This is a genomic window from Halomonas sp. RT37, from assembly GCF_040070525.1.
Taxonomy (GTDB): domain Bacteria; phylum Pseudomonadota; class Gammaproteobacteria; order Pseudomonadales; family Halomonadaceae; genus Halomonas; species Halomonas litopenaei.
Genome location: NZ_CP098827.1, coordinates 3,542,315 through 3,567,426, shown reverse-complemented (window position 1 = coordinate 3,567,426; position 25,112 = coordinate 3,542,315). Strand labels below are relative to the sequence as shown.

The following is a 25,112-nucleotide window of genomic DNA, read 5'->3' as shown; positions in this document are numbered from 1 at the left end:
TGCGCTGCGGATATCACCCAGGTGGCAACCGGCACGGTCGCCGAGGAGTATTAGGATGCCGAGAAGTTCTTCTCTCGCGCCTACATTAACGAAGGCATGCGCCTGCTATTGATCTCGGTGGCCCAGCACCTCTCCGGCAATGGCGGCGGCCGGCAGTGATCTGCCACTGCTCTAACCGATGGCGAAGGCGTTGTCGACACTCAAGCGCCATGCTGAACAAGTGATGAGGCGTGGGACTCGAGGCCGACCAACGCCCGGCTGGAAGGTATGAACGGACTGTTTCAGGCTGCCAGGTCAGGTACACGTGGATACCGGAACGGGGCCTATTTCATCACCATGATCTACCAGATCGGCAGCCTGTGGAGCGTATGCGGGATCAGGTCAAATCCACATGAAGTGACGAAGAACCCATCATTTAGTCTTCTCCAGACGTGCACGGGTAGACGCACGGCGGGCAGCAAACCTGGCTTCCACATCGGCGGCAGGTATGAGATTGCCAGCTTCTGCCGAGGCCCGTGATTGCTCGACCTTGGCAACCAGCCAGGCATCATAGTCCTGCGCTTCCTGCTGCTGGGCTACATAGTTGCGCATGAAGTCGCGTAGAAGCTGTGCCCCGGCACGATCGTGAGCCTTGGCAGCACTGGCAAATTCTGCTTTCAGGCCTTCATCGACCCGAAAGGTGAAGGTAGCATCGCTCATGACACACATCCTCATGTGTTACACGGTGACCACGGGATAGCACGGGAAGTATGCCATGCATCCACTCGCATCTTCCCTGAACAGGTACACCACCGGTACTGAATCGCACCGACTATTCGAGACACACGTCAGGCTCTGGATATCACGCTGTTTTTGCTCAATGGTAGATAGACCATCGTTTGTGCGGTGAGGGCGCATCCCCAACGGCGCCTGGTCCGCGCCAATCCTGGTGACACACGGCAAGGCAAGATCGTTGTGGTGCAGCATCGCGCCATTGAGGGCCCGGACCACGGCGGCAGTGTCACGATCAAGCTGTATCAGAGCGAGAAGGTCGGGGACCTGACTGGCATCGGAAAATTCCTCTCTACGCTGTGAGCGAGTGGACGGCTGAGTGGTCGCCTTTGTCGATGCTGGCTGGATAGCGAGTGACAGAGCAGGCATGCTCAGCGCTATCCGATACCGCTGAACTAGGTGACCCCCAGATGTCAGACCCGTTCAAGCAGCTCCGCGACGCCATGGACCAGTTCGCCACCGAGCGCGACTGGGATCAGTTCCACTCACCCAAGAACCTGGCCATGGCGCTGACGGTGGAGGCAGCTGAGCTGCAGGAGTGCTTTCAGTGGCTGACCGAGGCGCAGTCCAGGGTGCTGGATGAGCAGCAACTGGCCGCCGTACGCGATGAAATCGCCGATGTTCAGCTCTACCTGATCCGGCTGGCAGGCAAGCTGGACGTGGATATCGAAGCGGCGTGCCGGACGAAGATGGAGAAGAATGCGGTGAAATATCCGGCCGAGAAAGTGAAGGGTAGTGCGAAAAAGTACACGCACTATCAGGATTGACGTGATGCGTGGCCGCTTCGTCCTCTGCAGCGGCCTTCTCAGCCTGGCCTCGTCCCTCAAGCTTCCTACGACTGATTTTGGCCTCAAGCAGGGCCAGAGACTCAGCTTTCGGTTTAAATTATCTGCTAAAAGCGGTCTTTTGTTCCGATTTAAGAGTGATAAATAAACCAGCTACCGCACAATATCCCGTGTGACGCCGTTGTGACGCCGTTGTGACGCCGGCCGGATGGCCGGCGTTTGCTGGGCGAAGCGTGGCATTCGGTTCAGTGACCGCGAGTCAGGCGTGTGGCCAGCCACCAGCCCAGTAGCATCGTCAGCAGAAAACCCGCCAATGGCAGACTCATGGCGCTGCTGGAGACGATGGCAGGCCCGGGGCAGTAACCGCTCAGGCCCCAGCCAACACCGAACAGGGCCGCGCCGAGCAGCAGGCGGGCATCGATATCGCGACGCCTGGGCAGTTGGAAGCGCTCGCCCAGCAGGGGAGCGCCACGCCGCCAGACGAGGCGATAACCGATGAAGGTGGTGATGACGGCACCGCCAAGTACAAAGATCAGTGTGGGGTCCCAGTCACCGGCCACGTCGAGAAAGCCGACGACACGCGCGGGATCGGTCATGCCGCTGAGTGTCAGCCCGAGGCTGAAGACCAGGCCGGTGATGAAGCCGATGATCGCTTTCATGGTGACTCTCCCAGCAGGTGTTGGCTCACGAAGACCGTCAGCATGGCGACGGCCACGAACACCACAGTGGCCACCAGCGAGCGGAGTGAAAGACGAGCGATACCGCAGACGCCGTGGCCACTGGTACAGCCGCCCCCGATGCCGGTTCCCACGCCTACCAGCAGGCCTGCGAACATCATGCTCACACCCCCGCTGGTGGGATCGCCGATCAGCGCATCTGAGCGCTCGGCCACATTGCCCCAGTCAAGATTGAACAGCACAAGGAGCAGCGGGCCGCTGATCAACCCGAGCACGAAGGCAATACGCCAGCGGTGGTCCGGGCCTGATTCCAGAAGCGCTCCCCGCGTGATGCCACTGATACCCGCGATACGTCCCAGAAAGGCCATCAGCATCACTGCCGAGAGGCCGATCAGGACGCCGCCGGCGAGTCCTTTCATGCTGCTCATGATGTCCATGTCATTCGTTCTCCCTTTCGGCCATCCAGCGTTGCGACGATGATATGCTCGTGCCCGACCATCGCCAACCGTCATCGCCAGGCGACGTCGCCCACCGATTGCCGAGTCTACTGGTCAGGTGATTGGCCGGCCGGCTGACCTGTGGGGCATGCGACAAGGACGCCGAGGATTCGCAGGAGCACCATGAACGAACTGACCCAACGCCTGCGCACCTTTCTCAAGGTGGCGGAGCATCAGAGCTTCAATGTGGCGGCGCGTGAGCTGGATATCGCCAGTTCCACGGCGACACGTCATGTCAATCATCTGGAGCGCCAGCTGGGCGAGCCGCTGTTGGTGCGCACCACTCGCCATGTGCGGTTGTCACCCGCTGGAGAGCGAGCGCTGATCCGCTTTCGCGCCATTCTGGCCGAGGTGGAACAACTGGAGGGTGAGCTCGAGACGCTGAGTGAGCGCGTCGCGGGGCCGCTGCGTATCTCGGTGCCGTGGCGCTATTCACGCCTCTATCTGGCGCCGCTGGTGAGCGAGTTCATGCAGCGCTATCCCGAGGTGGCGCTGGATATCGTCAGCAGCGACCAGCGTGTGGATCTGATCGAGGACCACTTCGACGTGGCCCTGCGCATCGGTCACCTGGAAGATTCGAGCCTGATCGCGCGGCACATCAGTGACCAGCGCTTCGTGCTGGCCGCCGCGCCGTCTTACCTCGCGGCCCAGCCCCCGATCCATCGGCCGGAAGACCTGGAGCAGCACCGTCTGCTGACCTTCAGCTATACCACCGCCAATCATCACTGGCGATTGGTGCAAGGGGATCGTGAGCATCGTATCTCGGTGCGGGCCCGTGCGTTGCGCACCAACAATGCCGACATTCTCACCCAGGCGGCGCTGGGCGCCGCCGGCGTCGTGGTACAGCCGCTCTGGGCCATACGAGAAGAGCTGGCAAGCGGCCGCCTGATGCCGGTGCTGGGGGACTATCAGGTCACCTCATCGGATTTCGACACCGGTATCCATGTCGTCTACGCGCGCGAGAATCAGCATAACCCGCGCGTGCGCGCCTGGATCGACTTCTTGCTGGCCCGCCGCGAGCGGCTGTCCTGTCACTAGCCAGCCGTGCGCGCTGTCCGTCGTCCAGATACACGAAGGGCCCGATCTAAAGGGAGATCGGGCCCTGTGCGCACGTCGCGACTGCTTGGACGATACTCATCAGGCGGTGTTTATCAGATGGTGCTCATCTGGCAGCCTTCAGTAGAGGATATCGCTACGGATGATGTACTTGGCGCCGTCGCGGATCGGCTCGCTGGCGTGCACGCAGTGCTGCGGATGCGAGCCGTGCGGGAAGCACAGTACGCCACCCTTGGGCGTGGAGACCGAGACCGTCTGGATATCGTCCCGCGACTGAGCCGGCTTGTCGGGATCACGGCGGCTGACCAGAAACTCGGTGCGTCCGCCAGTGTAGCCATCGCTTAAGAAGATAAGAAAGGTGTACTGGCTCATCAGGCCCGGATAGGCGTCCTGGACGACCTCGCCATTGATGACGCGACTGCCCGGCCAGGCGCCATCGGTGTGCGGCTTGAAGAAGTCGCCGGCCTCGTAGCGATAGACACGAAAGCGCGCATTGATGCCTTTGGCTCCCTCGCCCTGGATCTGCTCGGTGACCCGCGGCGCCGAGCGCTGCCAGATGACTTGATCGACCGCTTCACTGACGACCCAGTTGACGTTGTGATTGTGGCGTACCGAGCGCGGCAGGGAGACGGGCGCATCTTCCTCGAAGCCCATGTCCTCCACAACGGCAACGAAGTTGTCGGCCTCGGCAGGTGTCAGCACATTGAGCAGCTGGAAGGCGCCGGGGACACCCTCGACCTCCTGACGGACAACCTCTGGCGTCGCGTCGGCTTCGAAGAGGTCAGACACGTCGCCGTTGTCCGTCCAGATGGGCAGGGGCATGGGGGAGAAGCCGCGTTCGTGGCTGACGACATGGAATGACAAGCTCATGGCAAAGCTCCTGAATGACGAAGAATGTGAGACGAAAACGTGGGGACAGCGATGCCTGCCGGGAGGAAGGCCTGGATGACCGTCAACTGGCGGTGAGTGTCGGTACCGAGGAGAAATAGTCAGCTACCTGGATGGGCCCGGTATCCGCCATGTTGACCGTGGAACTCAGCCGCCACCAACGGCCGATGCACCTCAGTCGGGATAGCGGACCAATACCCGCGTCTCCAGGCTGGTGCGTGTCGGCGCATCTTCGGGCGTGTCGAGCAGCTCGGCCGCGGTATGCGCGACCGGTGGCTTGCCGGCGCTGTCGAAGGCATTGAAGACGATGGCTTCGTCGGGGCGCATGTGTGAGACGAAGTACCAGCGGTGATCCGGGTTGTGGACGAGGCCCTGGATCTGGCCGCAGCGATCCGGATAGAGGATGTCGATGTTGACCCAGTCCTCGTGGTGCACGCTTTGGGTATCGGCGAACGCCAGCGGGTCACGCGCGACGGCCTGCTCGACGGGCTGCCAGACATTGACAATGCCGTAGTGGCCGCTCAGCCACTGCTCGGCCTGCTCGGGCGGCAGCAGATCGCGCACGCGCTGCGGGCCAGAGCGTGGCGAGTAGTCGACATGCACATGCTGCGCCGGCACGCGTTCACCTTCGAAGCCACGCAAGGTGTGGTCGAACACATGCACCTCACTGACACCGAGCTGCTGCTTGAGCAACGCCTCGATGGCTGGCGTGTGCAGGCGGTCGCGCGCCTTGGCGTCGCGTACATCCACGGCAAGCTCGGGCGTATCGAGAAACAGCAGGCCATGGGACGCGAAGCTTGGCGGAGTGGCGCGCAGATCCTGCAAGCTGACGCTTTGGCGATCATGCTTCGGCTCAATGCGCCGACCGGTCTCGCCGTCCGGGTCCACCTTGATCTGCAGACCTTCCGGGCGATCGAGCTGATAATTGACGAACGCCAAGCGGGTAAGGATGGGCGCTGACATGATCGAGACCTCCTTCACGATGAGTTGTCAGAGGATGAGCACTGACATGCACTTGGGCCGGCCGCCTGTGCTGTGGCGAGTCCAAGAGGCTGGTTCGCGAGCTTAGTGCATTGGCGCAGATACAAAAAAGGCGCCTGTCTGCAATTTGTTATTGCACGAGTGGCAATAATCAACGGCTGACAAGCGTCCGTGGCTTCCGCATGTTGTCTCCGTCTCCGTCCTTGTTTCCATCCCAATAAACCGCTAAGCAACTGATAAGCAAAGACTTGGGGAGCCGCCAAGAGCAAGGCTGACGTCTTATAGAGTTGGCATTCGGCGTGTTGATGTAAATAAGGGTCGGCTTGTATAGTCAAGTTGCTATTGCAAAGACGTCTCCCAGGCGCATCTGTCAGATTGTGCGATGGGGGAGCGTGATATTCATCGTGCCAAGGGAATGGTCATGAAAGATAAGCGTGTGCCTGGAACTCCAGTGTTTTATCGCGGTGCGTCAGCGGCTCTGTGTGTCGTCGCTCTGAACGGCTGTACCGGTATGGCCGAGACGGGCCCTGCAGCCGACGTGCCCGGACAGCCAGAAAGCACCAAGACCAATGTGCTGGAAGCAGGAGCCAGTGCATTGCAGACCGACGCACCGACGGATCAGCTCAATATCTATCTTGTCGGTTTCCATCCCATGAAGGATGAGCCAAGCCATCAATTCGAAGCGCATCATTTCTGCCAGCAGATCAATGAAGACTTCATGCAGTGTGCGCTTTACGATGGAAATACTGCGGATGCCCACCTCACCGGGGTGGAATACATCATATCCGAAAGCGTTTTTGAGACCCTGCCTGAAGAAGAGAAGCAATATTGGCATCCCCATAACGGGGAGATTCTGTCTGGCCAATTGGTCGCGCCCAACCTGCCTGAAACCGCTGATCATGAGCTGATGCAATCCAAGATGAACAGCTATGGCAAGACGTGGCACACATGGAGCAGTTCACACAGCGATGAACAAGACCAGGCGTTGCCGCTGGGTAAGCCCGAGCTGGCTTGGTCCTTTAATCGTACCGGAGAGCCGCAGCCGGGCCTGGTCGAAGATCGAGACCAACGTATGGGGATCGACACAGAGGAGCGGCGTCAGGCCAGGCAAGATCTGGTGCCGCTGGCCAATCCCCAGTCGGGTGTTGATGTGTTGAAAGGAGAGTTTCCCAGGTCAACCCAGCCCATCCCTGGTGTGGAAGCCAAGACCAGCGAGTGATGTTGACGTTCACAGCTTTACCGGTCGGCTGCGCTGATGTTTCGCGTGGCGCTGACCATCCCCTTGATGTCGGTTTAACTACCGGGTTGACGCATGCCGCGCTACAAACGCTACAGGCGGCCCACAGGAGGGTGTCGCGTCGTGTTGTTGCCTTGGCGGGGCTCGGAGGAGGGGGCGTCGCGTGGCAGAGGTTTAGGGCTGGCTCAGTTCAAGACGATAACCTTGTTGATAGACGCTCTTGAGTCGGTGGTTCTGTTGCCCATCCAGCTTCAGCTTGCGCCGAAGGCCGCTGATGTGGGTGTCGACGGTACGGGTATTGAGGTCACCACTGACGCTCCAGATTCGCTCAAGCAGATAGGCGCGCGTGAAGAGCTGACCGGGATTCTGGAGAAACAGGGCAGCCAGCCGATATTCCCGATCGGTGAGCTCGACGATATCGCCATGTAGGCGGATGATCCCTGCCGTCAGGTCGAGCTGGAGGGGGCCGCATTCGAACAGCGTCGTTCCAACGCTGTCTACGTGACCTAGCCGGCGACTCAGGGCTTCGATCCGAGCCCTGAGCTCGGGGACCCGCAGCGGCTTGTGCAGAAAGTCATCGGCCCCTGCCCCGAGGGCTCGGACGACGTTGTCTTCGGCGTCGTCGGCAGTAATGAACAGCACCGCGCCCGGCCACTGATATGCATTGCGCAAGGTCTCAAGCACTTCGAACCCATCGACTTCCGGTAAACGCCAGTCGAGCACCAGTAGCTCGAAACTTGTGTTCTGCATTGCCCGAAACAGGTCGTGGGCCGTGGTGAAGGGGGTCAGCGTGGCTGTGCCGTCGCCTAGCGCCGCGGCGATCAAAGCCTGCTGGTCGGGGTCGTCTTCGAGGATAGCGATGCGCATACCGAAGTTTCCTGTCTTGGTGCCTCGCAGGAGCAGGTTTGACAAAGTTTCACAAACCTACATCCAAAATTAGCATATACCGAATAGGTAAGTGCTCAAACGTTTGGAGATGCGTCGATGAAGACCTTGTGGTGCAAGACTCCTGTCCTGCTGGTCCTGGCGGTTGGGCTTGTTGCGAATCAGGCAATGGCGCTGGAGTCGCCTGCCGGCAAGACGGTACTGGTGGTGAGCGGTGACATCACCCAGACCAATGTCGGTGACGAGGCACATTTCGACATGGCCATGTTGGCGAGCCTCGAGCAGGGCGAGATCGTGACACAGACTCCCTGGCATGAGGGGAAGGTGTCTTTCAGTGGACCGCTGGGCGTCGCCTTGCTGGCGGAGGTGGGAGCACAAGGGAGTGATCTGCGCGTCACCGCGCTGAACGATTACGCCGCCGATGTGCCGGCCTCTGACTTTGCTGAACATGGGGTCGTGCTGGCGACCCACAAGAATGGTGAGCCGATGAGCATTCGCGAACAAGGGCCTCTCTTTATCGTCTACCCGTTCGATGACAATCCCGATCTACTTACCGAGACCTATCTCACCCGCTCCGTCTGGCAGGTAGCCGCCATTGATGTATACGACAACTAGTCGATGAAGGAGGCGCGCGGTCTCAAGTTATCCGCGGCAGCGGCACTTTTGCTGTTCGCGGCCTGTCTTGTCATCGGTGTGACCGCTTTCCAGCGTCACGATCGACTGCGACATGAAGGGCTGGAGAACGTCACCTGGGCGATCTATCAACTGGATCGTCAATCACGTGAAGTCGAAGTGGCGCTGGAGCAGGTGGACAGCCAGTTGACGCACGGCGTATCAGGTACTCGTGGCGAGCTTTCTTCCTGGACCCGGCTGATGGAGCGTTTCGACATTCTCTACGGCCGGATAAAGCTGCTGCAGCAAGGACAATATCGAGAATATCTGGCTTCACAACCTGAGCTCCTCGAAGCATTGTGGCACCTCGATGCCCGCCTTGAAGATATTGATGTACTGCTGCAGCCACTCTATCAGGAAGCGCTGGCACCGCTGCCTGCTCAGCGCCGGCAATTGTCACAGCTGATCAGCGCCATGCGTGACGATGCGGAACGGTTGCTGCTCGACCATAACAAGGCGCTCGCTAGCGTTCGTGAACAGACCCGGCAGGGCATGCTGCGGGTGTACGTCCTGCTGTTCGCGCTGATGATATTGATCATGCTGGCAGGAACTTATCTTGTCATGGCGCTGTGGCGCGAGGCGCGCTCTCGTGCTCGCCACGGTGAGCGTCTGCAGCAGCAGTCTCAGGAACTTCAGCGTGCTGTGCAGCAGGCAGAAGCGGCGAGTCAGGCCAAGTCGGAATTCATGGCGATCATGAGTCACGAGGTCCGCACCCCGCTCAATGGTGTGGTGGGCATGCTCGATGTGCTCGAGGATGAGCGCTGCCAGGAAAAGCGTGAGCAGCACTTTGCGACCCTGAGGGAAAGCACCGCCTCGCTGCGCGCGGTCATCAATGACGTACTGGACTACTCGAAGATCGAGGCCGGACGTCTTGATCTTGACCATTCTCCATTTCCCTTGACGCGGATGGTCGCGAGGCTTGCCGAAGGATATCGATCACGTCAGACCAGAGACGTGTCGTTTATCGTGCAGTTAGGTGATGACTTGCCTGCGGTGGTGATCGGTGATGCGACCCGCCTACGACAAGTGCTGATGAACCTGATGGACAACGCCTTCAAGTTCACCCAGGCGGGCAGCATTACGCTCGCTGTCCAATCGCGAAAGCCTGCGTCGATCATCTTCGAGGTGCGTGATACTGGAGTCGGAATCGACAAACAGGCCCAGGCCGCGCTTTTCGAGCCATTCACGCAAGTGGATACATCTCTGTCGCGCCGTCACGAGGGGACCGGTCTTGGCCTGGCGATTTGCTACCGGCTGATAGAAGCCATGGGGGGAAACCTTGAATTGAACAGCATGCCGGGCCTGGGCAGCGTCTTTCGCTTTTGTCTTCCACTGAGCGCCGCCGAGGGTGTCAGCGAGCGTCTGCTCGACGATCCGTCTGAAGCACTGGCCTCACGACATCTGCTGGTGGTGGAAGACAACCCTGTCAACCGGGATCTGGTGGCCGCTTTGCTCAAGCGCCTCGGTCAGACCTTCGACCTTGTCGAAGACGGAGAGCAGGGGCTGGCTGCGATGAAGTGCAAGGACTATGACCTGGTGCTAATGGATATGCAGATGCCCTGCATGGATGGCGTGGAGACGACTCGGCGCTTTCGTGCCGAAGAGGGCGAGGGCCACCTGCCTATTGTGGCCATGACGGCCAATGTCATGCCGGAGCATCGGCAGGCATGTCGTGATGCGGGAATGGACGACATTCTGAGCAAGCCTTTCACGCGGCTGGAGCTGGCCGATGTCCTTCGCGCTTACCCACCCAGGCGCCGTCAGGCTGCTTTGCATGTCGTGCCTTTTGACTACGCGCCCGAGCAGGTTGCCGATGTTGACGGCGCCAGGCCCGTGCAGGATCACAGCTGCGTCGGGAGGGGCGGCCTGGATGCTGACACCGTGATCGAAATCAAGCAGAGCCTGGAGCATGAGACGTTGAAGTCGCTGCTCGCAGCGTTTTTCTCTCGACTCGATGGTCGGGTCGAAGCGTTGCGCGAGGCTGTCGATGGCAGTGACCGTGAGCGGATCAAACGCGAGGCGCACTCGCTCAAGGGCGCGGCGGCCTCGTTGGGGTGTCGGCAGCTTGCCGCGGAAGCGGCGCGCCTGGAGCAGTTGGCGCCGAAGGCAAAAATGTCGCACTGTCGCGAGCAAATTGCCCGTATCGAGCGCGGGGGTAGTGACGCGGTTTGCCAATGGCGTGGCAGGGGTGTCGATCTGTCCTGAGCGGCCTAGCAGCACCGATGCATAAGGTCTTGTCGCAGTGTCATCGGCGATGGACCTTGGCGTTCGAGTGTCCCATGTCAGGTACCGAGGAGGCGGGGACCGGCGTCCGCCCCAGGTTTGTCTGAGGACAGTGTGTGAGTTTGCTGGTGTCCGGGCCGCTGGTCTCGACATGCCTCAGGCGGCCTGGCGCCTGCGCCGTCGGTGCAAGGTGGACGCCGCCACTCCGAGTTGCCGGGCGGCGCGTTCTATACAGCCGTCGCAGGCTTCCAGAGTCGCTTCGATGGCCGCGTCTTCTATCTGGCGCAAGGTCATGCGACCTGGGCTGAAGTGTATACCGACGCCAGACGGCGCTTGCGAGGGCGGGAGTGCGGACGGAAGGCGCTCGTCATCGTTCAGCATCAGGTTGTTGACCGTTATCGCTTTTCCGTCGCATAGCAGCAAGGCGCGCCTCAGACGATTTTCCAGTTCTCGGACATTGCCGGGCCAGTCGTGCTGCTGGATCCAGTTTCTGGCCTCCTCATCCAGGGGGCAGACTGCGATACGTTCTTCTCTGGCCAGCGACTCCAGCAGGTGATCTGCCAGCATCAAGGCGTCCCCTTGTCGCTCGCGCAGGGGTGGCAAGGCAAGACTCAGAACGTTGAGACGGTAATAGAGATCCTCCCGAAACGCCCCCTCTCGCACGGACTGCGCCAAGTCTCGGTGGCAGGCGGTGATCACCCGGCAATCGACACGAACGTCTCGCGTGCTTCCCACGGGAGTGATGGTGCCGGTCTGAAGTGCGCGCAACAGCTTGGCCTGGAAGGGAAGTGGCATATCGCCGACTTCGTCGAGAAACAGGGTGCCCTGGTCGGCCGCTTCGAAGAAACCCTTGTGATCCCGCGTGGCCCCACTGAAGGCTCCTTTGACGTGACCAAAGAGCATGGATTCGATCAGTGCCTCGGGAAATGCTGCGCAGTTAACGGCCACAAACGGACCGGAGGATCTTGGGCTGCAGTAGTGCACACTGCGCGCTGCGAGTTCCTTTCCGGTCCCGCTTTCTCCGTGTAGCCACAAGGGAGAACGCGACTGCGCCAAGCGTGGGATGAGCGTGCGGAGGTGTTGCATGGCGGCGCTCTGACCGATCAGCAGATTTTCGGGGGCATGGTCGCCGGGGCCTTCGCCGTGAACTGCAGTCTGTACCTTGTGCACGAGCTTTGCGGTCCACTGCAGCAGCGTCTGACAGCCGAGCGGCTTGGTCAGACGTATCGCTTCGCCGCATCCGGCCTCCTGGTCGTTCAGGCGGTCGGCGGACACCATCATGCAGGCGACTGGGTGTTCAAGGTCACGACAGGTGGCCATGACTTCGATACCGGTCATGTCGGGAAGGTGGTAGTCCAGTACCACTACGGCAGGGCCTTGGTGGCTGACCAGCCTGGCGACGGCTTCACTACCGCTGTGGCAGACGGCCACGTGGTGGTAACGCGTGGCCAGGATGGTCTGATAGAGGTGAGCGGTATCGGTGTCATCCTCGACTACGATTATCAGCACTCCAGGCTTGGGGAGACATGTGGTTGAAGTAAGGTGATGCTCCTGCGCATTGTAAGACGTCATGGCAATACCCTTGGCTGGCTCTAAGCCGGTTTCAGAGCTTGTACGAGTTGTCACTCGAGGTGCTCTTTGGATGCGTGCGTCGCCATCTTTCAGTGCGCCGTCCGATCAGCGCTTGGCGATCGGGTTTGATGACACCGATGGCTTCGGTATGAACGGGTGTACCGGTTGCCGCAGCCTTTCTGATTCGTACAAGAGTCAATTGCCACCCTAGCCAGACTCGAAGCAGCTTTCCTTGTTTTAAAGGTTGCTTTAACAGTGTTTGACATTGTCTGGGATTTGGCTGGTACTCCATTCGTAGTTATTCCACTTTGAGTACTGAATTTCTCATTATTGCTAGGGCAAGTTATTGCTACTTCGCTGTTTGTTCGTTGGAAAGCACGTCCTCTGAGCTCTCGGCATCCAGGTTCAGCGTGGTATTGATCTTTGACAGGGCGTTGGCCTCGGCTTCATTAGTCTGATGGTTTTCGGTCATGATCAGACCCTCTGCCCCATCGCCCAGGGTCATTTCGATCTGTTGCCAGTTGCCCACGGCGATCGACGTGGAATTGTTGTTGACGATGGCACCGGCATTAATGCTGCCGCTGCCGCCAGATCCTGAACCACCACTACCGTTACTGCGACGCCGTGCCTCCTGCAGGATGAGGGAACCCTGGATGCTGGCTCGCGCGGGGAAGTCGTAGGGGTAGGGGCCGACGAGCGGATCTCGATCTCTCGCCTCAGCGGGGCCACCGGCAGATAGAAGCGCTGCGCCAAGGGCTGCGGCCATCCAGCTGGCCCATCGCCGAGAGGGAAGGGCACCAGAGTCGAGGGGGAGGCAGTCAATGTCGGAAACATGTCGGTTAACTGTGCGTGTCATGAGAGAACTCCCAGGGCATCCGTGGAGGCCACGGATGCCCGAGCCAGGGTTGAGATGAGGAATCAGAAGTTGCCATCCACCTTGACCGACAGGTTGTTGCCCACGGCGGTGGCGGTGGAGGATACGGCGGCGGTATCGCCTCCTCCCATACCGTTGATGCCGTTGAACAGCACACCGTCGGCAGTGGCAGTGCTGGTGACCAGTGCCACAGAGAGCTGTTCGTTGTTGGTGATGGCGAAGGCGTCGTTGTCAGACAGGGTGGTCAGGTCGACGGTCATGTTGTTGCCTACGGCCGTTGCGTCAACGTCTACTGTGGCGTTGAGGATGGCGAGTGCCGAGGCGGTCGCGGTGACGGCACCAGGCAGCGTGGCATCCACCAGTTCACCGGTCAGCGGCGTGCCGACTGAGGCGTCGAGCCCCGCGTACACCTGAGAGTTGTCGGTTTGGGTCGACACATCGGACTCGATCGCGGCGTTGTTACCCACTGCGGTCGCGATGCTTTCTACCGCCGCCAGGTCTTCAAAGGCGTTTCCATCGAGCAGCGGTATGATGGTGTTGTCGACGGCGGTGACCAGGCTAGTGGCGCTGATGGTGCCCAGGGCGGTCTGGTCATTTTCGGTCATGTTCAGGCCTTCGGGGGCGACATTGACTTCAGACAGCGCCGAAGTGTCGACCGTGCTGTTGACCGTGGCATCCCACACCCAGGTCACCGAGTCGAAGGCCAAGGCCGAGGAGGCTGACATCAGACCAGTGAGGGCGATAGCAGCGGACAGTGCGGTTTTTTGCTGAGTTTTCATGACGGCGTTCCTTGGTTTTTCGGATGTTTTCAAGCCGCAGGGTAATGCCCGTCTGCCACCTGACACGCTTGGGTGTCGTTGATCGGCAGGCCGAGCCCTTCCGTCAGGATCTGGTATGCAGCCATTTCCACGACGGATCGAACACCGAGCTGGAGAGGTTCGTTCCTCACCGTCCCGGCATCGAATTCCACGAGCTGATTGTCGAAGAAGCGATAGACGCCCGCTTCCACCTGGTTGCCGACAATCTGCTTTTGCAAACTGGTGACGTAGACGGTCTGAAAGGTAGTGGCGTCCACCACTCGGAGATCCAGGCCTACGTTGATGACCGCTTCTCGGTTGCTTGCGCCTATCAGTCCTACATAAAGGCGTGCCCCCTGGGTCAGGATGTTGTAGTTGAGCTCGGTGAGTGCGCCGAGAATGACGTAGTTGACGGGCTGCACGTTGAGCGCTGCGGGCGCGCGTTGCATGGCTCCGGCATCCTTGAGCTGGCGCTCGGCTAGCGGAATGCGAATGTCGAGGCGCTCGGCCAGGCGTACCTTGCGCGTCTTGTAGAGCGCGCTGATCAGCATTTCAGACACGCCCTGGGTCAAGGTGCGGCTCTCGGTGATGGTCGAGTAGCTGACTTGGCCGGTCCGGTCGAGGATCTGTCCTACGCTGACCACTGGCAGGTTTTCACCGGGTTGTTGGCTGAGTGCGCTCAGGCAGCGGGTGTAGGGCGTGTGGTTGGTCATCACTCGCGAGCCTTCACGGGGTGCCACGGGATCGGTACCGATGGAGGCGCAGCCACCCAGGGTTGCAGTGAGTGCTAAGGCGGTGGTGAGTTTGTGGGGCAGCGAGACCTTCATCCTGGCGTCCTCCTGTGATTGACATGGCTATTGCTCAAGTCGTGCCAGAAAGACCAATTGGTCTTTTTATTCAATAGGTTGGGGTAGTGAATAGCAGCGAGGAGATGACTTGAGGTAGCCGTGTTCGGCCAACCGAAGCGTTTTGCTAGAGGGAAAGCGTGGCGAATCGCCAGACTCTGGCGTTTTGCACGACTGAATTAGGAGAAACCGTCGTACACATGCGGCGCGCGATTGACAGGAGTGCTGGGCCGAGAGCAGGACGAAAGCGTGGGTGATTGCCGCCATCGCCTGGCCGTACCGGACGATGCCAATGTCGATCACGCAGGCTGATTTCGTGTAAGTGATTAATAATTCAGTTTTTTATCGGATCTTGATGATGTTTTTTCGATCGTCCCGAGGACCAGCAGCGCAACGTGCGAAAGTTCTGTTGCCATGCTTTAAAAAGGTTTGACAAGGCGCGGCGAGCCGTGAGACGATGCTTCTCGTTGGTTAGCAAGTCGTATATTTCAGTAGTGATCGAATCATTCGGTAGCCTGGCAATATCCCCCTTGTTATATCCATATTTCTGGGATGACACCCGGCAAACTGTAATGACAACGCTCTGCGTTAAGGAAATCGATCATGGCAACTGGCACAGTTAAGTGGTTCAACGACGCTAAAGGTTTCGGCTTCATTTCTCCGGCCGACGGTGGTGACGACCTGTTCGCCCACTTCTCCGAAATCAAGGCTGAAGGTTTCAAGTCCCTGCAGGACGGTCAAGAGGTCTCTTTTGACGTGACCCAGGGCAAGAAAGGCCTTCAGGCTTCTAACATCAAGGTTATCTAACTTCTAGTTAGCTGACTGAGATGAATGACAAGACCCGCTTCGGCGGGTCTTGTCGTTTTTGTGTGTGAAAAGTTTAGGTCTGGCCGTGTGTGGCCGGCGTTGAGCTTCATTTCGCGCTCAGCCTGCTCGGGTTGTCTTGCGTAGATCAATCTCTGGCGATGATCTGTCTTTGTAGATCGTCTGCTTCTAGCGGCCCGGGTACTGGGTGGGCAAGGCTGCCATCCCTGTAAGAGTGTTTCTGGATACGGCTTAGGGCTTGTCTGAAAAGTGTCTGCGCTCGGTAATACGGCGTTAAAAATCGGCTGGTTCGCCATCCCGGTCAAAATGCTCATTTACACCCCGTTAACTGCGCTTTCTCACCGATTTTTGCCTTGTCTAACCTTCGCTCGTCGACTTTCCGGACTGAGCCTAGGAGGCCTTCGTGCTGGACCAGCGGGATTGGCAGGCCGGTAGCTCAACCTGCCCAAGAGGCGATAGTGGTGGATAGCAAACTTTGCTGACGGCTTTAACGCGTCAAAGGGGCTTCGCTGGGCCTGCCTCATCAGCATAGAGCAGCCAGTCTCCCATGCCGCTGTCCTCAAGGGCGTAAACTCCCCGACCAGAGCGCCATACCAGGCCCTTATCGCGAAGCGAGTCGAGTGCACGTTGAACGGTGGATGCCGAAGGCTGGGTCTTGCGCTTGGCAAGAGCCTGGATCTCCTTGAGCGTATCCTTGGTGAAGGGTGTAAAAGGGCGCTGTTGCGCCGACATTCGGGCCAGGACGAGCAGGATGGCGCGCTGTGGCTCGGGCAGTTGATCGAAGTCGGACTGGAAGAGGGCCTGGTAGTCTGCCTGGATCGATTGTGCACCTTGCTCCAGCAGCTTTCCGAGGTCGTCGGCCCGCCCGTGCTCCAAGGCAACGCGCTTGATGAAGTCCCACAGCAGTTCAGGACGGCGACCCACACGTTCGAAGGTCTTGGCGACATCTGCGACCTGGAAGGTGTTGCCAGGAGTCAGCCTTGCATTGACGTGGTGGGTAAATGCCTCCACGAAATCATCCCCCAGCAGCGGGAAGGGTGTGACGGTATTGCCGAAGAAGGGCTGGTCGCGGCTCAACACCAGTTGGGCCAGCTTGTCACGACTGCTCCCAGTGAACACCAGACGCAGGCCTGGTTTCGCCCTGCCCAGGGTCAGCGCATCGCGAGCGGCCTTGAGTGCGAACATGGTGTTCATCCCCTGCTCGCTACTGAGTGCATGCTGTGCCTCATCGATGAAGAGTACGACCAGACGTTCCGATGCTTCGTGCAGTGCCTGCAGGGCTTCCGTCAGGGTGGCTTCATCCGGCAGAGCGGAACCTGTCAGGTCCCACGTCAGCCTCTTGTGTAGCGTGACGGAATCGACGCCGGCAGCACTCCAGAGCTTCTTGATGCGCGGCGCGTAGGTCTGCAATCTGGCCATGATGGCGCGTTCGATCAGCAGGCCTGGATCCATCTGGCGGTCTGCCCAGAGGTCGACGTAAACCACTTCCCAGCCGTGCTGTTCGCAGGCAGGCATCAGGTCCTGCCGCAGGAAGGTGCTCTTGCCGGTGCGCCGTGGTGCGGCGAGGAATAGCCCGCCGCTGTAGTCGATCAGGCCATCGCCAGCCAGGCCTGTCACGATCGACTGTGCGAGGGCTGGTCGGTGAAAGACATAAGTTGCGGAAACCATGGAATACGCCTCTTTACGCAGCTATGCGTAAAATTATGCATCATGGCGGTAAAGGGCGATAATGCGGGCCTGCATCGCCAGCACGATAGGCGAGTTCAGCAGGATGGCGCTGGCGAACCGTTTCTGGTGGGTGAACGGTTCGTCCGGCGCACTGCTGTGCATTCCGGCTAGTGCACCGACTCACCGATAAAACAAAGCCCCTCGATCGAGGGGCTTTGGTCTCTCTGTGCCTATGCCTGGGCCTTAGTGGGCCAGCATTTCATCGACGATACCCTGGCCATCCAGTTCGGAGGGATAGTAGGTCGGCCAGTTGGTGACCTCTTCAAGCAGGGCCGCACGGTCGTCACCCCAGTACAGGTGGTAGTGATCGGCCTCGGTCGGGTAGATGGCATGGTCGCTGAACTGGATGTAGTTCGGCAGGCTGTCGTCTTCACCCTGGTACTCGAAGATGTAGCGAACGCCGCGGTTGCCGGCCTTGTAGGTCAGCACCTCGTAGCCGTCGGAGGCGTATTCGCCGGAGAGCACCTGACCATCTTCGTGGAAGGAGACGGTAGAGCCATCGATGACGATACGGTCGACGTCGGTCTCGTAACCGATCTCGTAGTACGCCTTGTATTCCTCGGCGGTCTTGTCATCGCTCTGTTCGGCCTTGTGGGCGAACACTTCGTCGAGGGTGCCGTCCAGCAGGTAGGGGTAGACGGACTGCCAGTCGCCTTCCCAGTCGGACAGCGGCCGATCCTTGATCTGGTCGTCGTCGAAATAGCCGGCGTAGATGTCCTTGGCGTGATCATGCTCATGATCATGATGGTCGTGATCGTGATCGTGATCGTGATCGTGATCGTGCGCTTCGCTGGCCGCGGAATCGCTTTGTGCGAGGGCCAGGGGGGCGGTCGCCAGTGTCAGGGCGCTGATTGCGGCGACGGCCATGCGGCGGGTCAGAATCGGGTCCATCGTCTTGCTCCTTGGGATGATCGGTGGGGCGTTGTGGCCTCCCCGGGGAGGCCTTGGAAAGAACAGGGCTTTCATCACTCGGCCTCGGCGGCGCAGCGGGCGACGCCGTCGGCCAGTTGGCGCAGCAATGCGGGATAGAGCTCGGCGCCAAGCGGCAGGTCGACGCCCAGAGGATCGATGACCAGCGACGTCTCGACCCCGGTGCCTTGGAACACGCTGTCCACCAGCGCCGGGTTGAACTGGGGCTCTCGGAAGACGCACTGCACGCCGAGTTCGGCGACACGCTGCTGGATCTCTCGGATACGCGCAGGGCTCGGGTCGGAGGCATCCCCCAGGGAGATCGCCCCGGCCGCCGGCACATCGATGCGGCGCTCGAAGTACTGGTAGGCATCGTGGAAGACGATGAAGCGCGTACCCTGGGCCTGCTGGAGGCGGGTCTCCAGTTCATCGATCAGGTCGTCGAGCTCGCTGCGGGCTTCCTCTGCGTTGTGTCGATAGATGTCGGCGTTGTCGGGATCGAGTTCGGCCAGTGAGGTGGCGATGGCATCGAGCCAGGCCTGGGCGTTGACCGGGTCGAGCCAGCCGTGGGGGTCCCAGCCTGAATGGTCGTGATGGTCGTGGCCGGCATGCTGCTCGTGCTCGTGCCCGTCATGCCCTTCGTGGTGCCGGTGGCCCTTATGCTCCTCGTGCTCATGGTGCTCATCATGATCGTGGGCCTCGAAGGTGGCGCCCTGGCGATAGGTCAGGCGCTGCGTGCCGGCGCTTTCCATCAGCTCCACCTGCTGCGCATCCACCGCCAGTGACTGGCGTGCCTTGGCAAGCCAGGGCGTCAATCCATCGCTGACCCAGAACACTACGTCGGCCTGCGCCAGGGCTTCGGCCTCGGAAGGACGCATGGCGTAGCCGTGGGGGGAGGCCCCAGGCTGGATCACCAGTTGCGGCGTCCCCAGGTCTCCCATCACGCGCTCCACCAGGCTGTGGACCGGCGGAATATCCACAGCCACCGAGGGGACCTCTGCGGCAGCCATCGCAGGAAGCAGCAGGCAAGGGAGGAGAAGGGGGCGTAGCGAGGTGTGCATCGTCATCGATCTCTTGGAGCGTTCTCGGGGCGGGTGATTGTGGCATATTTTGTTATGATATAACATTGTTTTCGAAATCGAGAAAGGCTCTGGAGAATGTTCATGCCGCTATTGTCGATCGATGATCTGCGGGTCGTCCTGGGAGGGCAGACCATCCTCGAGGGCATAGACCTCAAGCTCGAATGCGGCGAAATCGTGACGCTGGTCGGCCCCAACGGGTCGGGCAAATCGACGCTTTTGCGTACCATCATCGGTGCACTGACGTCCGCTGGCGGACGTTTGGTGCGAAGGCCCGGGCTCACCATCGGCTATGTACCGCAGCGACTGGCCATCGATCCGACCCTGCCGATGACGGTCACGCGCTTTCTCAACCTGCCTCGTCGACGTTCCCGCGAAGCCGTGCAGCAGGCCCTGGCGCAGGCCGGCGTGCCTGAGCTGGGCTCGCAACAGTTGCTGTCGTTGTCAGGCGGCCAGCGACAGCGCGTTCTGCTGGCGCGAGCCCTGCTGGAGAAGCCCGACCTGTTGCTGCTCGATGAGGCAACCCAGGGCCTCGACCACCGGGGTACGGCGGATTTCTATCGCCAGATCGAGCGGGTGAGGCGCGAAACGGGCTGCGCGATCCTGATGGTCAGCCATGAGCTGCATGTGGTGATGCGCACCTCGGACCGGGTGATCTGCCTCGATCGCCACGTCTGCTGCCAGGGCACGCCCGAGCGAGTGCTGGCGTCCCCGGCCTATCAGGCGCTGTTTGGCCCCGATACCGCTGACGCGCTCGCCTTCTACCGCCACGAACACCTGCGCGAAAAAGACGCCGCTAGCCCGGCCTTGGCGCAGGTGGGCGCTGCCCGCTCGTTGGGGGTCTCGGCCTGATGCTCGATGACTTCATGCTGCGTGCGGCGCTCGCCGGAATCGGTGTGGCATTGGCCGCCGCCCCGCTGGGCTGTTTTGTGGTGTGGCGCCGCATGGCCTACTTCGGCGATGCCACTGCGCACGCCGCCATCCTTGGTGTGGCACTGTCGCTGTTGCTGTCGACCTCGATCTTCGCCGGAGTGCTGGTGGTGTCGCTGCTGATGGCGATTCTGGTCTCGTTGCTCAGCGGTCGTGGCTATGCCATGGATACCTTGCTCGGGGTCATGGCTCACTCGGCGCTGGCCTTCGGGTTGGTGGCGGTGTCCTTCGTGTCCGGGGTGGGTATCGACCTGATGGCATATCTGTTCGGTGACATTCTGGCGGTCGGCAAGGGGGATCTGGTGTTGATCGCTGGCGGCGCCTTGCTGGTCATGGCGCTGGTGGGGTGGCGCTGGTCGTCACTGTTGACGGCGACCCTGGATGCGGATCTGGCACGGGCCAATGGCATCCATCCCGGGCGCGAGCAACTGGTGCTGACACTGTCCCTGGCGGTGGTCGTGGCGGTGGCGCTCAAGGTGGTGGGGGTACTGTTGATCGCTGCACTGCTGATCATTCCCGCCGCCGCCGCCAGACCCTTCTGCCGCACCCCGGAAGCCATGGTGCTGGTGGCAGCGGTGATCGGTGCCGCGTCTACTAGCGGCGGTCTTCAGGCGGCCTACTGGCTCGACACGCCCACCGGTCCCACCATCGTCAGCCTCGCCGCTGTGGTGTTTGTCCTGTGTAGCCTGGTGGATCTCGGCAGGCGCCGGCTCGCAAGAATGTCTTCCAGCGATATCTCGTCCTGAACGGGTGACCCGTGCGTTGCTGCTATGGGCGCAGAGGGGAGGGAGGGCGACCACCCGCGTGTCCTCGTCGCGCGTCCCGAGGGCGATGAGAGGTGGCGAGAATCGGGGTGAGAGCACTGGAAAGCTTACGAATCCGTCAGCAGAGCGCCTTGGTGCATGGGGATGGTGCGCTGCACCACAAAGAGGTGAGCGAATCGGCACACATCTGACTCATGTACATGAATTATTTGTTATGGAGTTGATTGATAAGGAAAACCGCTTTTGTGGCACCGGTTATGCCTGAGTAAAGGTCACATGATCTTGGATACTGGCCTTGCTCAGGAGGTAACGAATGAATGCCCCGGTGTCGCACGCACTACCCTTGGAACAGCCGCAGGCGATAGCTCCGCCGCGCCCGAGTGTCATCTCGCTGGAGGGGGTAAGGAAGACCTTTTCCAGTCCAGGCAATGACAGCGTCGAGGTGATAAGAGACATCACACTCGATATCAAACAGGAAGAGTTTGTCAGCATCGTCGGGCCCAGCGGGTGTGGCAAGAGCACGATGTTCAACATCATCTCCAGCCTGCTGGAACCCACGGATGGAAAGATCACGCTGCGCGGGAGCGATCCAGTCTGTGGGGCGCGGATCGGCTACATGCTGCAGCGTGACCTGCTCTTTCCCTGGCGTACCATCATCGACAACGTCTGCCTCGGGCTTGAAGTCAAAGGCGTATCCAAGGCGAAGCGCTATGAAATGGCCAGGGAGCAACTGGCGCGCTATGGCCTGGCCGATTTCGCCGATCAGTATCCCAATACGCTGTCGGGAGGTATGCGTCAGCGGGTGGCACTGATACGCACCCTGATCACCGAACCCGATCTGATTCTGCTCGATGAGCCGTTCTCCGCGCTCGACTATCAAACCCGCCTGGTGCTCGAGGAAGAGATCGTGTCGATCCTCAAAGAGCATCGCAAGACGGTGGTGCTGATCACCCACGACATCGGCGAGGCCATCGCCATGTCGGATCGTGTCGCCGTCATGACTAAGCGACCCACCTCGGTCAAGAAGGTCTATGACGTGGGCCTGTCCAGGGAGCTTGGGTCCTGCCTCAAGGCACGCAGTGACGTCCGCTATCAACAGCTGTTCGACCGCATCTGGGATGACCTGGATATCCAGGTAGCCGGAGGTGCGGCATGAGTGAGGCCCAGGTCTACACCCATACGATCCAGTCGGGCAGCAACAGGGAAAACTGCGAAGCGCCCGGTCGCTCGATCCTGCTGACGGACAACCTCTGGCGTGGCGCGGGCATCGCGCTGGTGGTGGTGCTGTGGCAGATGGGCGTCAATCTCGGCTGGATCAATCCGTTCTTGATGGGCTCGCCGGCAGGCATCGCGGAAGAGGCCTGGCGCCTGTTGCAGTCGGGTCAGCTTTTGGATGACACCCTGGCCACGGTCTCTGCCACCATCGCGGGCTTTCTTCTCGGCAGCGTGCTCGGCTCGGTGTGTGGCCTGCTGTTGTGGTTCTCGCGTACCACGGCAAGGATCATCGATCCCTTCATGGTGGCCTTGAACGGTCTGCCGAAGATCGCCCTGGCACCGATGATCATCATCTGGTTCGGCTCGGGCATGTTTTCCAAGATCATGCTGGCCTTCGTCGCGACCTTCGTGGTGGCGTTGCTGTCGGCCTACCAGGGTACCCATCAGATCGATCGCAACATGATCAACCTGATGAGGTCGCTGGGTGGCACCCGCCGCGAGATCTTTACCAAGGTGGTCGCCCCGGCAACCCTCCCCTGGATCATCTCGGCCTTCCGTCTGAACATCGGCTTTGCGTTGATCGCCGAAATCGGTGGTGAATTCATCTCATCCGATCGCGGGCTGGGCAGAATGATCTTCGTGGCGGGCAACCTGTTCAACCTGAATGTGGTCTGGGTAGGCGTGATCGTCCTGATGATGGTGGCTATCGCACTTTACGTGGTGGTATCGAAGGTGGAGAAGCGTCTGTTGCCGTGGGAGAACAAGTAGAAATTTCCGTCGCAGAACGCTGTGTCAGGTGGTGAGTGTAACAAGCAATAGACGTGGCAAAAGGAAAGAGTGGCAAGAGTGGAAGGTGTGGAAAGTGCAGAAGATGTAGTGAAGGTAGTAAGCGTAGTGAGTATTGAAGGTGTAGTGAAAGTAGTGAGTGCAGTGAGTGCAGTCCCGAAGCTGAAAATATAACGACAAGGAACAGAACCATCATGAATTCATTTGCGTGCTCCAAGAAAATTGTCGTCGGTCTCGGCCTCCTGGCCAGCGTGTCTTCGTTCCAGGCTCAGGCCGAAGACATGGATACCATCTTGATCAACGAGGCGTTTCACTCGCTGCTCTACCTGCCGGTCTACGTGGCCAAGCACGAAGGGCTGTTCAACGAGTACAACATCGAGGTCCCGGTGGTACGTTCGGCGGGCTCTGGACCGGCGGCTCTGGCCTCGGTGCTGGCCGGCGAATCGCAGTTCTCCGTGCATGGACCAGAGCATGTCGGCTTTGCCCAGGAACAGGGGGGCAGCGGCAAGGCCATCAGCGCGGTGGCCAACAGCGCCCCTGTCTGGGTGCTGGCGAGCCCCGATCTCGACTACAGTTCGCCTGCTGATCTGGCCGGCAAGGAAGTCGTCGTGGGGCTGGCGCCTGGTACGTCGAATACCTTGATCAAGCGGCTGATCGAAGACGCCGGGCTCGACGGCGAGGTGTCCATCACCGAGGTGCAGAATGGCTCGGAGCTGGGGCCGGTGCTGTCCGGGCGTGGCGACATCGCCGTGGCGTACCAGCCTCAGGTTGAGCAGGGTATTTCCCAGGGGCTGGAGGTAATCCACGCCTTCACCGATGACTATCCCGAGTACGCGTTTTCGACCATCAACACCTCCCAGGAGATGATCGATGACAATCCGGACCTGGTACTGCGCTTCGTCAATGCCATCAATGACTCCCTGGCGCTGATCCATTCCGACGCCGATGCTGCCAAGGCGGTGGCGCGTGAGGAGTTCGGCGATCTGTCCGGTGAGGTCGTCGACGCGGCGGTGCAGCGCATGATCGACAACAACGTCTATCCCGAAAGCGTGACGATTACCGAAGACGCCTTTACCAACGCCATCGAGATGCAGCAGTTCGTCGGCAACATCCAGGGCGAGATGTACTACGAAGATATCGTCGATGACTCCTTCGCCGCCAAGGTCGTGAACTAAGGCGCGTTCCCGGGTCGCTCGTCGACCACCGTAACAGGGCGTCGAGTACGCCATAAGCGAGAAGGTGGGTGGAGGATGACCTCCGCCCATCTTCGATGCTGGAGGAAAAGTGAATGCTAGCGGCACTGTTGTTCTTCAGCGCGGTCGGTGGACTGGCGGGGCTGGTCGCGGGGCTGTTTGGCATCGGGGGCGGCATCATCATCGTGCCGGCACTGTCACTGGCCCTGGCCCACCAGGGCGTGGAGGCGGACCTGGTGATGCACCTGGCGATCGGTACCTCGCTGGCCATCATCGTGGTGACCGGCGCCTCCTCGGCCTTCAGCCACTGGAGGAAGGGGGCGGTGTCACTGGATCTGCTGACGCGCATGCTGCCCGGGTTGATGTGTGGTGCGGTGCTCGGGGGGCTGGTGGCCGAGCAGCTGGACGCACAGCAGCTCGAGCGCTACTTCGGTGTGTTCATGCTGTTGCTGGCGCTTCACATGTTGCTTTCCAAGGGTGTCAGTGAAGCCGACAGTGGCGCCGGTCGTCCGGCCATGTTTGCTGCGGGCACCGCCATCGGTACCTTTTCGGCGCTGTTCGGTGTCGGCGGTGGTGTGCTCAGCGTGCCCTGGCTTGCCCGAAACGGCGCCGGGGTCACCCACGCTGTCGGCACATCAGCAGCGTGTGGCCTGCCGATCGCCGCCGCTGGTGCCATCACCTTCCTGTTCACCGGGCTTGGGCATTCCGGCCTGCCGAGCGGTAGCTCCGGCTACCTTTACTGGCCGGCCTTCTTCGGCGTCGCCCTGTTCAGTGTGCCGGCGGCCCGGCTGGGCGCGAAGCTCGCCCACTTTCTTCCCCCCCACCGGCTGCGCCAGTTGTTTGCCGCGGTGATGCTGGTGGTGGGTCTCAAGTTGATCCTCTGACGTCACAACAACGCTTTCAACAATCCTCGAGGATGATCC

Annotated in this window: 25 protein-coding genes and 1 pseudogene; 13 read left to right on the top strand and 13 right to left on the bottom strand. The window is 60.4% G+C overall.

Going from position 1 to position 25,112, the window contains the following annotated elements; all coding sequences use genetic code 11:
- Nucleotides 1-148: 148 nt before the first annotated feature.
- A pseudogene (locus tag NFG58_RS15505) lies at nucleotides 149-357 on the top strand (transposase); the annotation flags it as partial.
- 54 nt (nucleotides 358-411) lie between these two features.
- Here NFG58_RS15505 and NFG58_RS15500 read toward each other — a convergent pair.
- Nucleotides 412-699: a hypothetical protein gene (locus tag NFG58_RS15500; RefSeq protein WP_348826912.1), complete on the bottom strand. Its 288-nt coding sequence runs from the start codon at nucleotides 697-699 to the stop codon at nucleotides 412-414.
- A gap of 482 nt (nucleotides 700-1,181) precedes the next feature.
- Here NFG58_RS15500 and NFG58_RS15495 point away from each other — a divergent pair, with 482 nt between their 5' ends.
- On the top strand, nucleotides 1,182-1,538 hold the full coding sequence (locus NFG58_RS15495) for a nucleotide pyrophosphohydrolase (protein WP_348826911.1): 357 nt from the start codon (nucleotides 1,182-1,184) through the stop codon (nucleotides 1,536-1,538).
- Between the two features lie 263 nt (nucleotides 1,539-1,801).
- Here the strand turns inward: NFG58_RS15495 and NFG58_RS15490 are convergent, their stop codons facing one another.
- Both NFG58_RS15490 and NFG58_RS15485 read right to left on the bottom strand, forming a co-directional pair.
- Entirely contained in the window at nucleotides 1,802-2,215 is a 414-nt protein-coding gene (locus NFG58_RS15490) for a DUF6691 family protein (protein WP_348826910.1), read from the bottom strand.
- On the bottom strand, nucleotides 2,212-2,670 hold the full coding sequence (locus NFG58_RS15485; RefSeq protein WP_348826909.1) for a YeeE/YedE family protein: 459 nt from the start codon (nucleotides 2,668-2,670) through the stop codon (nucleotides 2,212-2,214). Before NFG58_RS15485 ends, NFG58_RS15490 begins: the two co-directional genes overlap by 4 nt.
- A 183-nt stretch (nucleotides 2,671-2,853) precedes the next feature.
- Here NFG58_RS15485 and NFG58_RS15480 point away from each other — a divergent pair, with 183 nt between their 5' ends.
- Nucleotides 2,854-3,768, top strand: a complete 915-nt coding sequence (locus NFG58_RS15480) for a LysR family transcriptional regulator (RefSeq protein ID WP_348826908.1) — start codon at nucleotides 2,854-2,856, stop codon at nucleotides 3,766-3,768.
- A gap of 138 nt (nucleotides 3,769-3,906) precedes the next feature.
- Here the strand turns inward: NFG58_RS15480 and NFG58_RS15475 are convergent, their stop codons facing one another.
- The gene (locus NFG58_RS15475; protein ID WP_348826907.1) at nucleotides 3,907-4,656 is read right to left on the bottom strand and encodes an oxidoreductase; all 750 of its coding nucleotides are present in this window, start codon (nucleotides 4,654-4,656) and stop codon (nucleotides 3,907-3,909) included.
- A 192-nt stretch (nucleotides 4,657-4,848) separates the two neighbouring features.
- Nucleotides 4,849-5,637 carry a CmcJ/NvfI family oxidoreductase gene (locus tag NFG58_RS15470; protein ID WP_348826906.1) on the bottom strand — a complete coding sequence of 263 codons (789 nt, stop codon included), beginning with the start codon at nucleotides 5,635-5,637 and terminating at the stop codon, nucleotides 4,849-4,851.
- A 439-nt stretch (nucleotides 5,638-6,076) separates the two neighbouring features.
- Here NFG58_RS15470 and NFG58_RS15465 point away from each other — a divergent pair, with 439 nt between their 5' ends.
- The gene (locus NFG58_RS15465) at nucleotides 6,077-6,874 is read left to right on the top strand and encodes an OBAP family protein (RefSeq protein WP_348826905.1); all 798 of its coding nucleotides are present in this window, start codon (nucleotides 6,077-6,079) and stop codon (nucleotides 6,872-6,874) included.
- Nucleotides 6,875-7,066: 192 nt separating this feature from the next.
- On the opposite strand, the gene NFG58_RS15460 is transcribed toward NFG58_RS15465, so the two are convergent.
- Nucleotides 7,067-7,759: a response regulator transcription factor gene (locus NFG58_RS15460; RefSeq protein WP_348826904.1), complete on the bottom strand. Its 693-nt coding sequence runs from the start codon at nucleotides 7,757-7,759 to the stop codon at nucleotides 7,067-7,069.
- Nucleotides 7,760-7,876: 117 nt separating this feature from the next.
- On the opposite strand from NFG58_RS15460, the gene NFG58_RS15455 reads away from it, so the two are divergent.
- Both NFG58_RS15455 and NFG58_RS15450 read left to right on the top strand, forming a co-directional pair.
- On the top strand, nucleotides 7,877-8,392 hold the full coding sequence (locus tag NFG58_RS15455; RefSeq protein ID WP_348814661.1) for a hypothetical protein: 516 nt from the start codon (nucleotides 7,877-7,879) through the stop codon (nucleotides 8,390-8,392).
- Between the two features lie 3 nt (nucleotides 8,393-8,395).
- On the top strand, nucleotides 8,396-10,654 hold the full coding sequence (locus NFG58_RS15450) for an ATP-binding protein (protein ID WP_348826903.1): 2,259 nt from the start codon (nucleotides 8,396-8,398) through the stop codon (nucleotides 10,652-10,654).
- Nucleotides 10,655-10,828: 174 nt separating this feature from the next.
- On the opposite strand, the gene NFG58_RS15445 is transcribed toward NFG58_RS15450, so the two are convergent.
- From NFG58_RS15445 to NFG58_RS15430, 4 genes are all read right to left on the bottom strand, one after another.
- Complete coding sequence (locus tag NFG58_RS15445) at nucleotides 10,829-12,244, bottom strand: sigma-54 dependent transcriptional regulator (protein WP_083970521.1); 1,416 nt, start codon at nucleotides 12,242-12,244, stop codon at nucleotides 10,829-10,831.
- A 349-nt stretch (nucleotides 12,245-12,593) separates the two neighbouring features.
- Complete coding sequence (locus tag NFG58_RS15440) at nucleotides 12,594-13,010, bottom strand: hypothetical protein (protein ID WP_348826902.1); 417 nt, start codon at nucleotides 13,008-13,010, stop codon at nucleotides 12,594-12,596.
- A gap of 152 nt (nucleotides 13,011-13,162) precedes the next feature.
- Entirely contained in the window at nucleotides 13,163-13,897 is a 735-nt protein-coding gene (locus tag NFG58_RS15435) for a hypothetical protein (protein ID WP_045993824.1), read from the bottom strand.
- A gap of 29 nt (nucleotides 13,898-13,926) precedes the next feature.
- A complete protein-coding gene (locus NFG58_RS15430; RefSeq protein WP_045993825.1) occupies nucleotides 13,927-14,742 on the bottom strand; it encodes a CsgG/HfaB family protein in 816 nt (271 codons plus the stop codon).
- A 621-nt stretch (nucleotides 14,743-15,363) separates the two neighbouring features.
- On the opposite strand from NFG58_RS15430, the gene NFG58_RS15425 reads away from it, so the two are divergent.
- Nucleotides 15,364-15,567, top strand: a complete 204-nt coding sequence (locus NFG58_RS15425; RefSeq protein ID WP_045993826.1) for a cold-shock protein — start codon at nucleotides 15,364-15,366, stop codon at nucleotides 15,565-15,567.
- Between the two features lie 513 nt (nucleotides 15,568-16,080).
- On the opposite strand, the gene NFG58_RS15420 is transcribed toward NFG58_RS15425, so the two are convergent.
- The 3 genes from NFG58_RS15420 to NFG58_RS15410 form a co-directional block, all read right to left on the bottom strand.
- The gene (locus NFG58_RS15420; RefSeq protein ID WP_348826901.1) at nucleotides 16,081-17,253 is read right to left on the bottom strand and encodes a hypothetical protein; all 1,173 of its coding nucleotides are present in this window, start codon (nucleotides 17,251-17,253) and stop codon (nucleotides 16,081-16,083) included.
- 243 nt (nucleotides 17,254-17,496) lie between these two features.
- The gene (locus tag NFG58_RS15415) at nucleotides 17,497-18,204 is read right to left on the bottom strand and encodes a metal-binding protein ZinT (protein ID WP_348814653.1); all 708 of its coding nucleotides are present in this window, start codon (nucleotides 18,202-18,204) and stop codon (nucleotides 17,497-17,499) included.
- 74 nt (nucleotides 18,205-18,278) lie between these two features.
- Nucleotides 18,279-19,208, bottom strand: a complete 930-nt coding sequence (locus NFG58_RS15410) for a zinc ABC transporter substrate-binding protein (protein ID WP_348826900.1) — start codon at nucleotides 19,206-19,208, stop codon at nucleotides 18,279-18,281.
- Nucleotides 19,209-19,385: 177 nt separating this feature from the next.
- On the opposite strand from NFG58_RS15410, the gene NFG58_RS15405 reads away from it, so the two are divergent.
- The 6 genes from NFG58_RS15405 to NFG58_RS15380 all read left to right on the top strand — a co-directional run bounded on the left by NFG58_RS15405 (nucleotide 19,386) and on the right by NFG58_RS15380 (nucleotide 25,073).
- Entirely contained in the window at nucleotides 19,386-20,153 is a 768-nt protein-coding gene (locus tag NFG58_RS15405; protein WP_348826899.1) for a metal ABC transporter ATP-binding protein, read from the top strand.
- Nucleotides 20,153-20,977, top strand: a complete 825-nt coding sequence (locus NFG58_RS15400) for a metal ABC transporter permease (protein ID WP_348826898.1) — start codon at nucleotides 20,153-20,155, stop codon at nucleotides 20,975-20,977. The genes NFG58_RS15405 and NFG58_RS15400 overlap by 1 nt, the downstream gene beginning before the upstream one ends.
- A 331-nt stretch (nucleotides 20,978-21,308) precedes the next feature.
- A complete protein-coding gene (locus tag NFG58_RS15395) occupies nucleotides 21,309-22,151 on the top strand; it encodes an ABC transporter ATP-binding protein (protein ID WP_348814650.1) in 843 nt (280 codons plus the stop codon).
- Complete coding sequence (locus NFG58_RS15390; RefSeq protein WP_348814649.1) at nucleotides 22,148-22,978, top strand: ABC transporter permease; 831 nt, start codon at nucleotides 22,148-22,150, stop codon at nucleotides 22,976-22,978. The genes NFG58_RS15395 and NFG58_RS15390 overlap by 4 nt, the downstream gene beginning before the upstream one ends.
- Nucleotides 22,979-23,190: 212 nt before the next feature.
- Complete coding sequence (locus NFG58_RS15385; protein ID WP_348814648.1) at nucleotides 23,191-24,171, top strand: ABC transporter substrate-binding protein; 981 nt, start codon at nucleotides 23,191-23,193, stop codon at nucleotides 24,169-24,171.
- Nucleotides 24,172-24,284: 113 nt separating this feature from the next.
- Nucleotides 24,285-25,073, top strand: coding sequence for a sulfite exporter TauE/SafE family protein (locus NFG58_RS15380; RefSeq protein WP_348826897.1), 789 nt, complete (start codon nucleotides 24,285-24,287; stop codon nucleotides 25,071-25,073).
- The last annotated feature ends 39 nt before the right edge of the window (nucleotides 25,074-25,112 follow it).

Bases quoted from the DNA above. Each gene is read 5' to 3' on its own strand.
- NFG58_RS15500 (WP_348826912.1), bottom strand. From the start codon at position 699: ATGAGCGATGCTACCTTCACCTTTCGGGTCGATGAAGGCCTGAAAGCA.
- NFG58_RS15495 (WP_348826911.1), top strand. From the start codon at position 1,182: ATGTCAGACCCGTTCAAGCAGCTCCGCGACGCCATGGACCAGTTCGCC.
- NFG58_RS15490 (WP_348826910.1), bottom strand. From the start codon at position 2,215: ATGAAAGCGATCATCGGCTTCATCACCGGCCTGGTCTTCAGCCTCGGG.
- NFG58_RS15485 (WP_348826909.1), bottom strand. From the start codon at position 2,670: ATGGACATCATGAGCAGCATGAAAGGACTCGCCGGCGGCGTCCTGATC.
- NFG58_RS15480 (WP_348826908.1), top strand. From the start codon at position 2,854: ATGAACGAACTGACCCAACGCCTGCGCACCTTTCTCAAGGTGGCGGAG.
- NFG58_RS15475 (WP_348826907.1), bottom strand. From the start codon at position 4,656: ATGAGCTTGTCATTCCATGTCGTCAGCCACGAACGCGGCTTCTCCCCC.
- NFG58_RS15470 (WP_348826906.1), bottom strand. From the start codon at position 5,637: ATGTCAGCGCCCATCCTTACCCGCTTGGCGTTCGTCAATTATCAGCTC.
- NFG58_RS15465 (WP_348826905.1), top strand. From the start codon at position 6,077: ATGAAAGATAAGCGTGTGCCTGGAACTCCAGTGTTTTATCGCGGTGCG.
- NFG58_RS15460 (WP_348826904.1), bottom strand. From the start codon at position 7,759: ATGCGCATCGCTATCCTCGAAGACGACCCCGACCAGCAGGCTTTGATC.
- NFG58_RS15455 (WP_348814661.1), top strand. From the start codon at position 7,877: ATGAAGACCTTGTGGTGCAAGACTCCTGTCCTGCTGGTCCTGGCGGTT.
- NFG58_RS15450 (WP_348826903.1), top strand. From the start codon at position 8,396: ATGAAGGAGGCGCGCGGTCTCAAGTTATCCGCGGCAGCGGCACTTTTG.
- NFG58_RS15445 (WP_083970521.1), bottom strand. From the start codon at position 12,244: ATGACGTCTTACAATGCGCAGGAGCATCACCTTACTTCAACCACATGT.
- NFG58_RS15440 (WP_348826902.1), bottom strand. From the start codon at position 13,010: ATGGCCGCAGCCCTTGGCGCAGCGCTTCTATCTGCCGGTGGCCCCGCT.
- NFG58_RS15435 (WP_045993824.1), bottom strand. From the start codon at position 13,897: ATGAAAACTCAGCAAAAAACCGCACTGTCCGCTGCTATCGCCCTCACT.
- NFG58_RS15430 (WP_045993825.1), bottom strand. From the start codon at position 14,742: ATGAAGGTCTCGCTGCCCCACAAACTCACCACCGCCTTAGCACTCACT.
- NFG58_RS15425 (WP_045993826.1), top strand. From the start codon at position 15,364: ATGGCAACTGGCACAGTTAAGTGGTTCAACGACGCTAAAGGTTTCGGC.
- NFG58_RS15420 (WP_348826901.1), bottom strand. From the start codon at position 17,253: ATGGTTTCCGCAACTTATGTCTTTCACCGACCAGCCCTCGCACAGTCG.
- NFG58_RS15415 (WP_348814653.1), bottom strand. From the start codon at position 18,204: ATGGACCCGATTCTGACCCGCCGCATGGCCGTCGCCGCAATCAGCGCC.
- NFG58_RS15405 (WP_348826899.1), top strand. From the start codon at position 19,386: ATGCCGCTATTGTCGATCGATGATCTGCGGGTCGTCCTGGGAGGGCAG.
- NFG58_RS15400 (WP_348826898.1), top strand. From the start codon at position 20,153: ATGCTCGATGACTTCATGCTGCGTGCGGCGCTCGCCGGAATCGGTGTG.
- NFG58_RS15395 (WP_348814650.1), top strand. From the start codon at position 21,309: ATGAATGCCCCGGTGTCGCACGCACTACCCTTGGAACAGCCGCAGGCG.
- NFG58_RS15390 (WP_348814649.1), top strand. From the start codon at position 22,148: ATGAGTGAGGCCCAGGTCTACACCCATACGATCCAGTCGGGCAGCAAC.
- NFG58_RS15385 (WP_348814648.1), top strand. From the start codon at position 23,191: ATGAATTCATTTGCGTGCTCCAAGAAAATTGTCGTCGGTCTCGGCCTC.
- NFG58_RS15380 (WP_348826897.1), top strand. From the start codon at position 24,285: ATGCTAGCGGCACTGTTGTTCTTCAGCGCGGTCGGTGGACTGGCGGGG.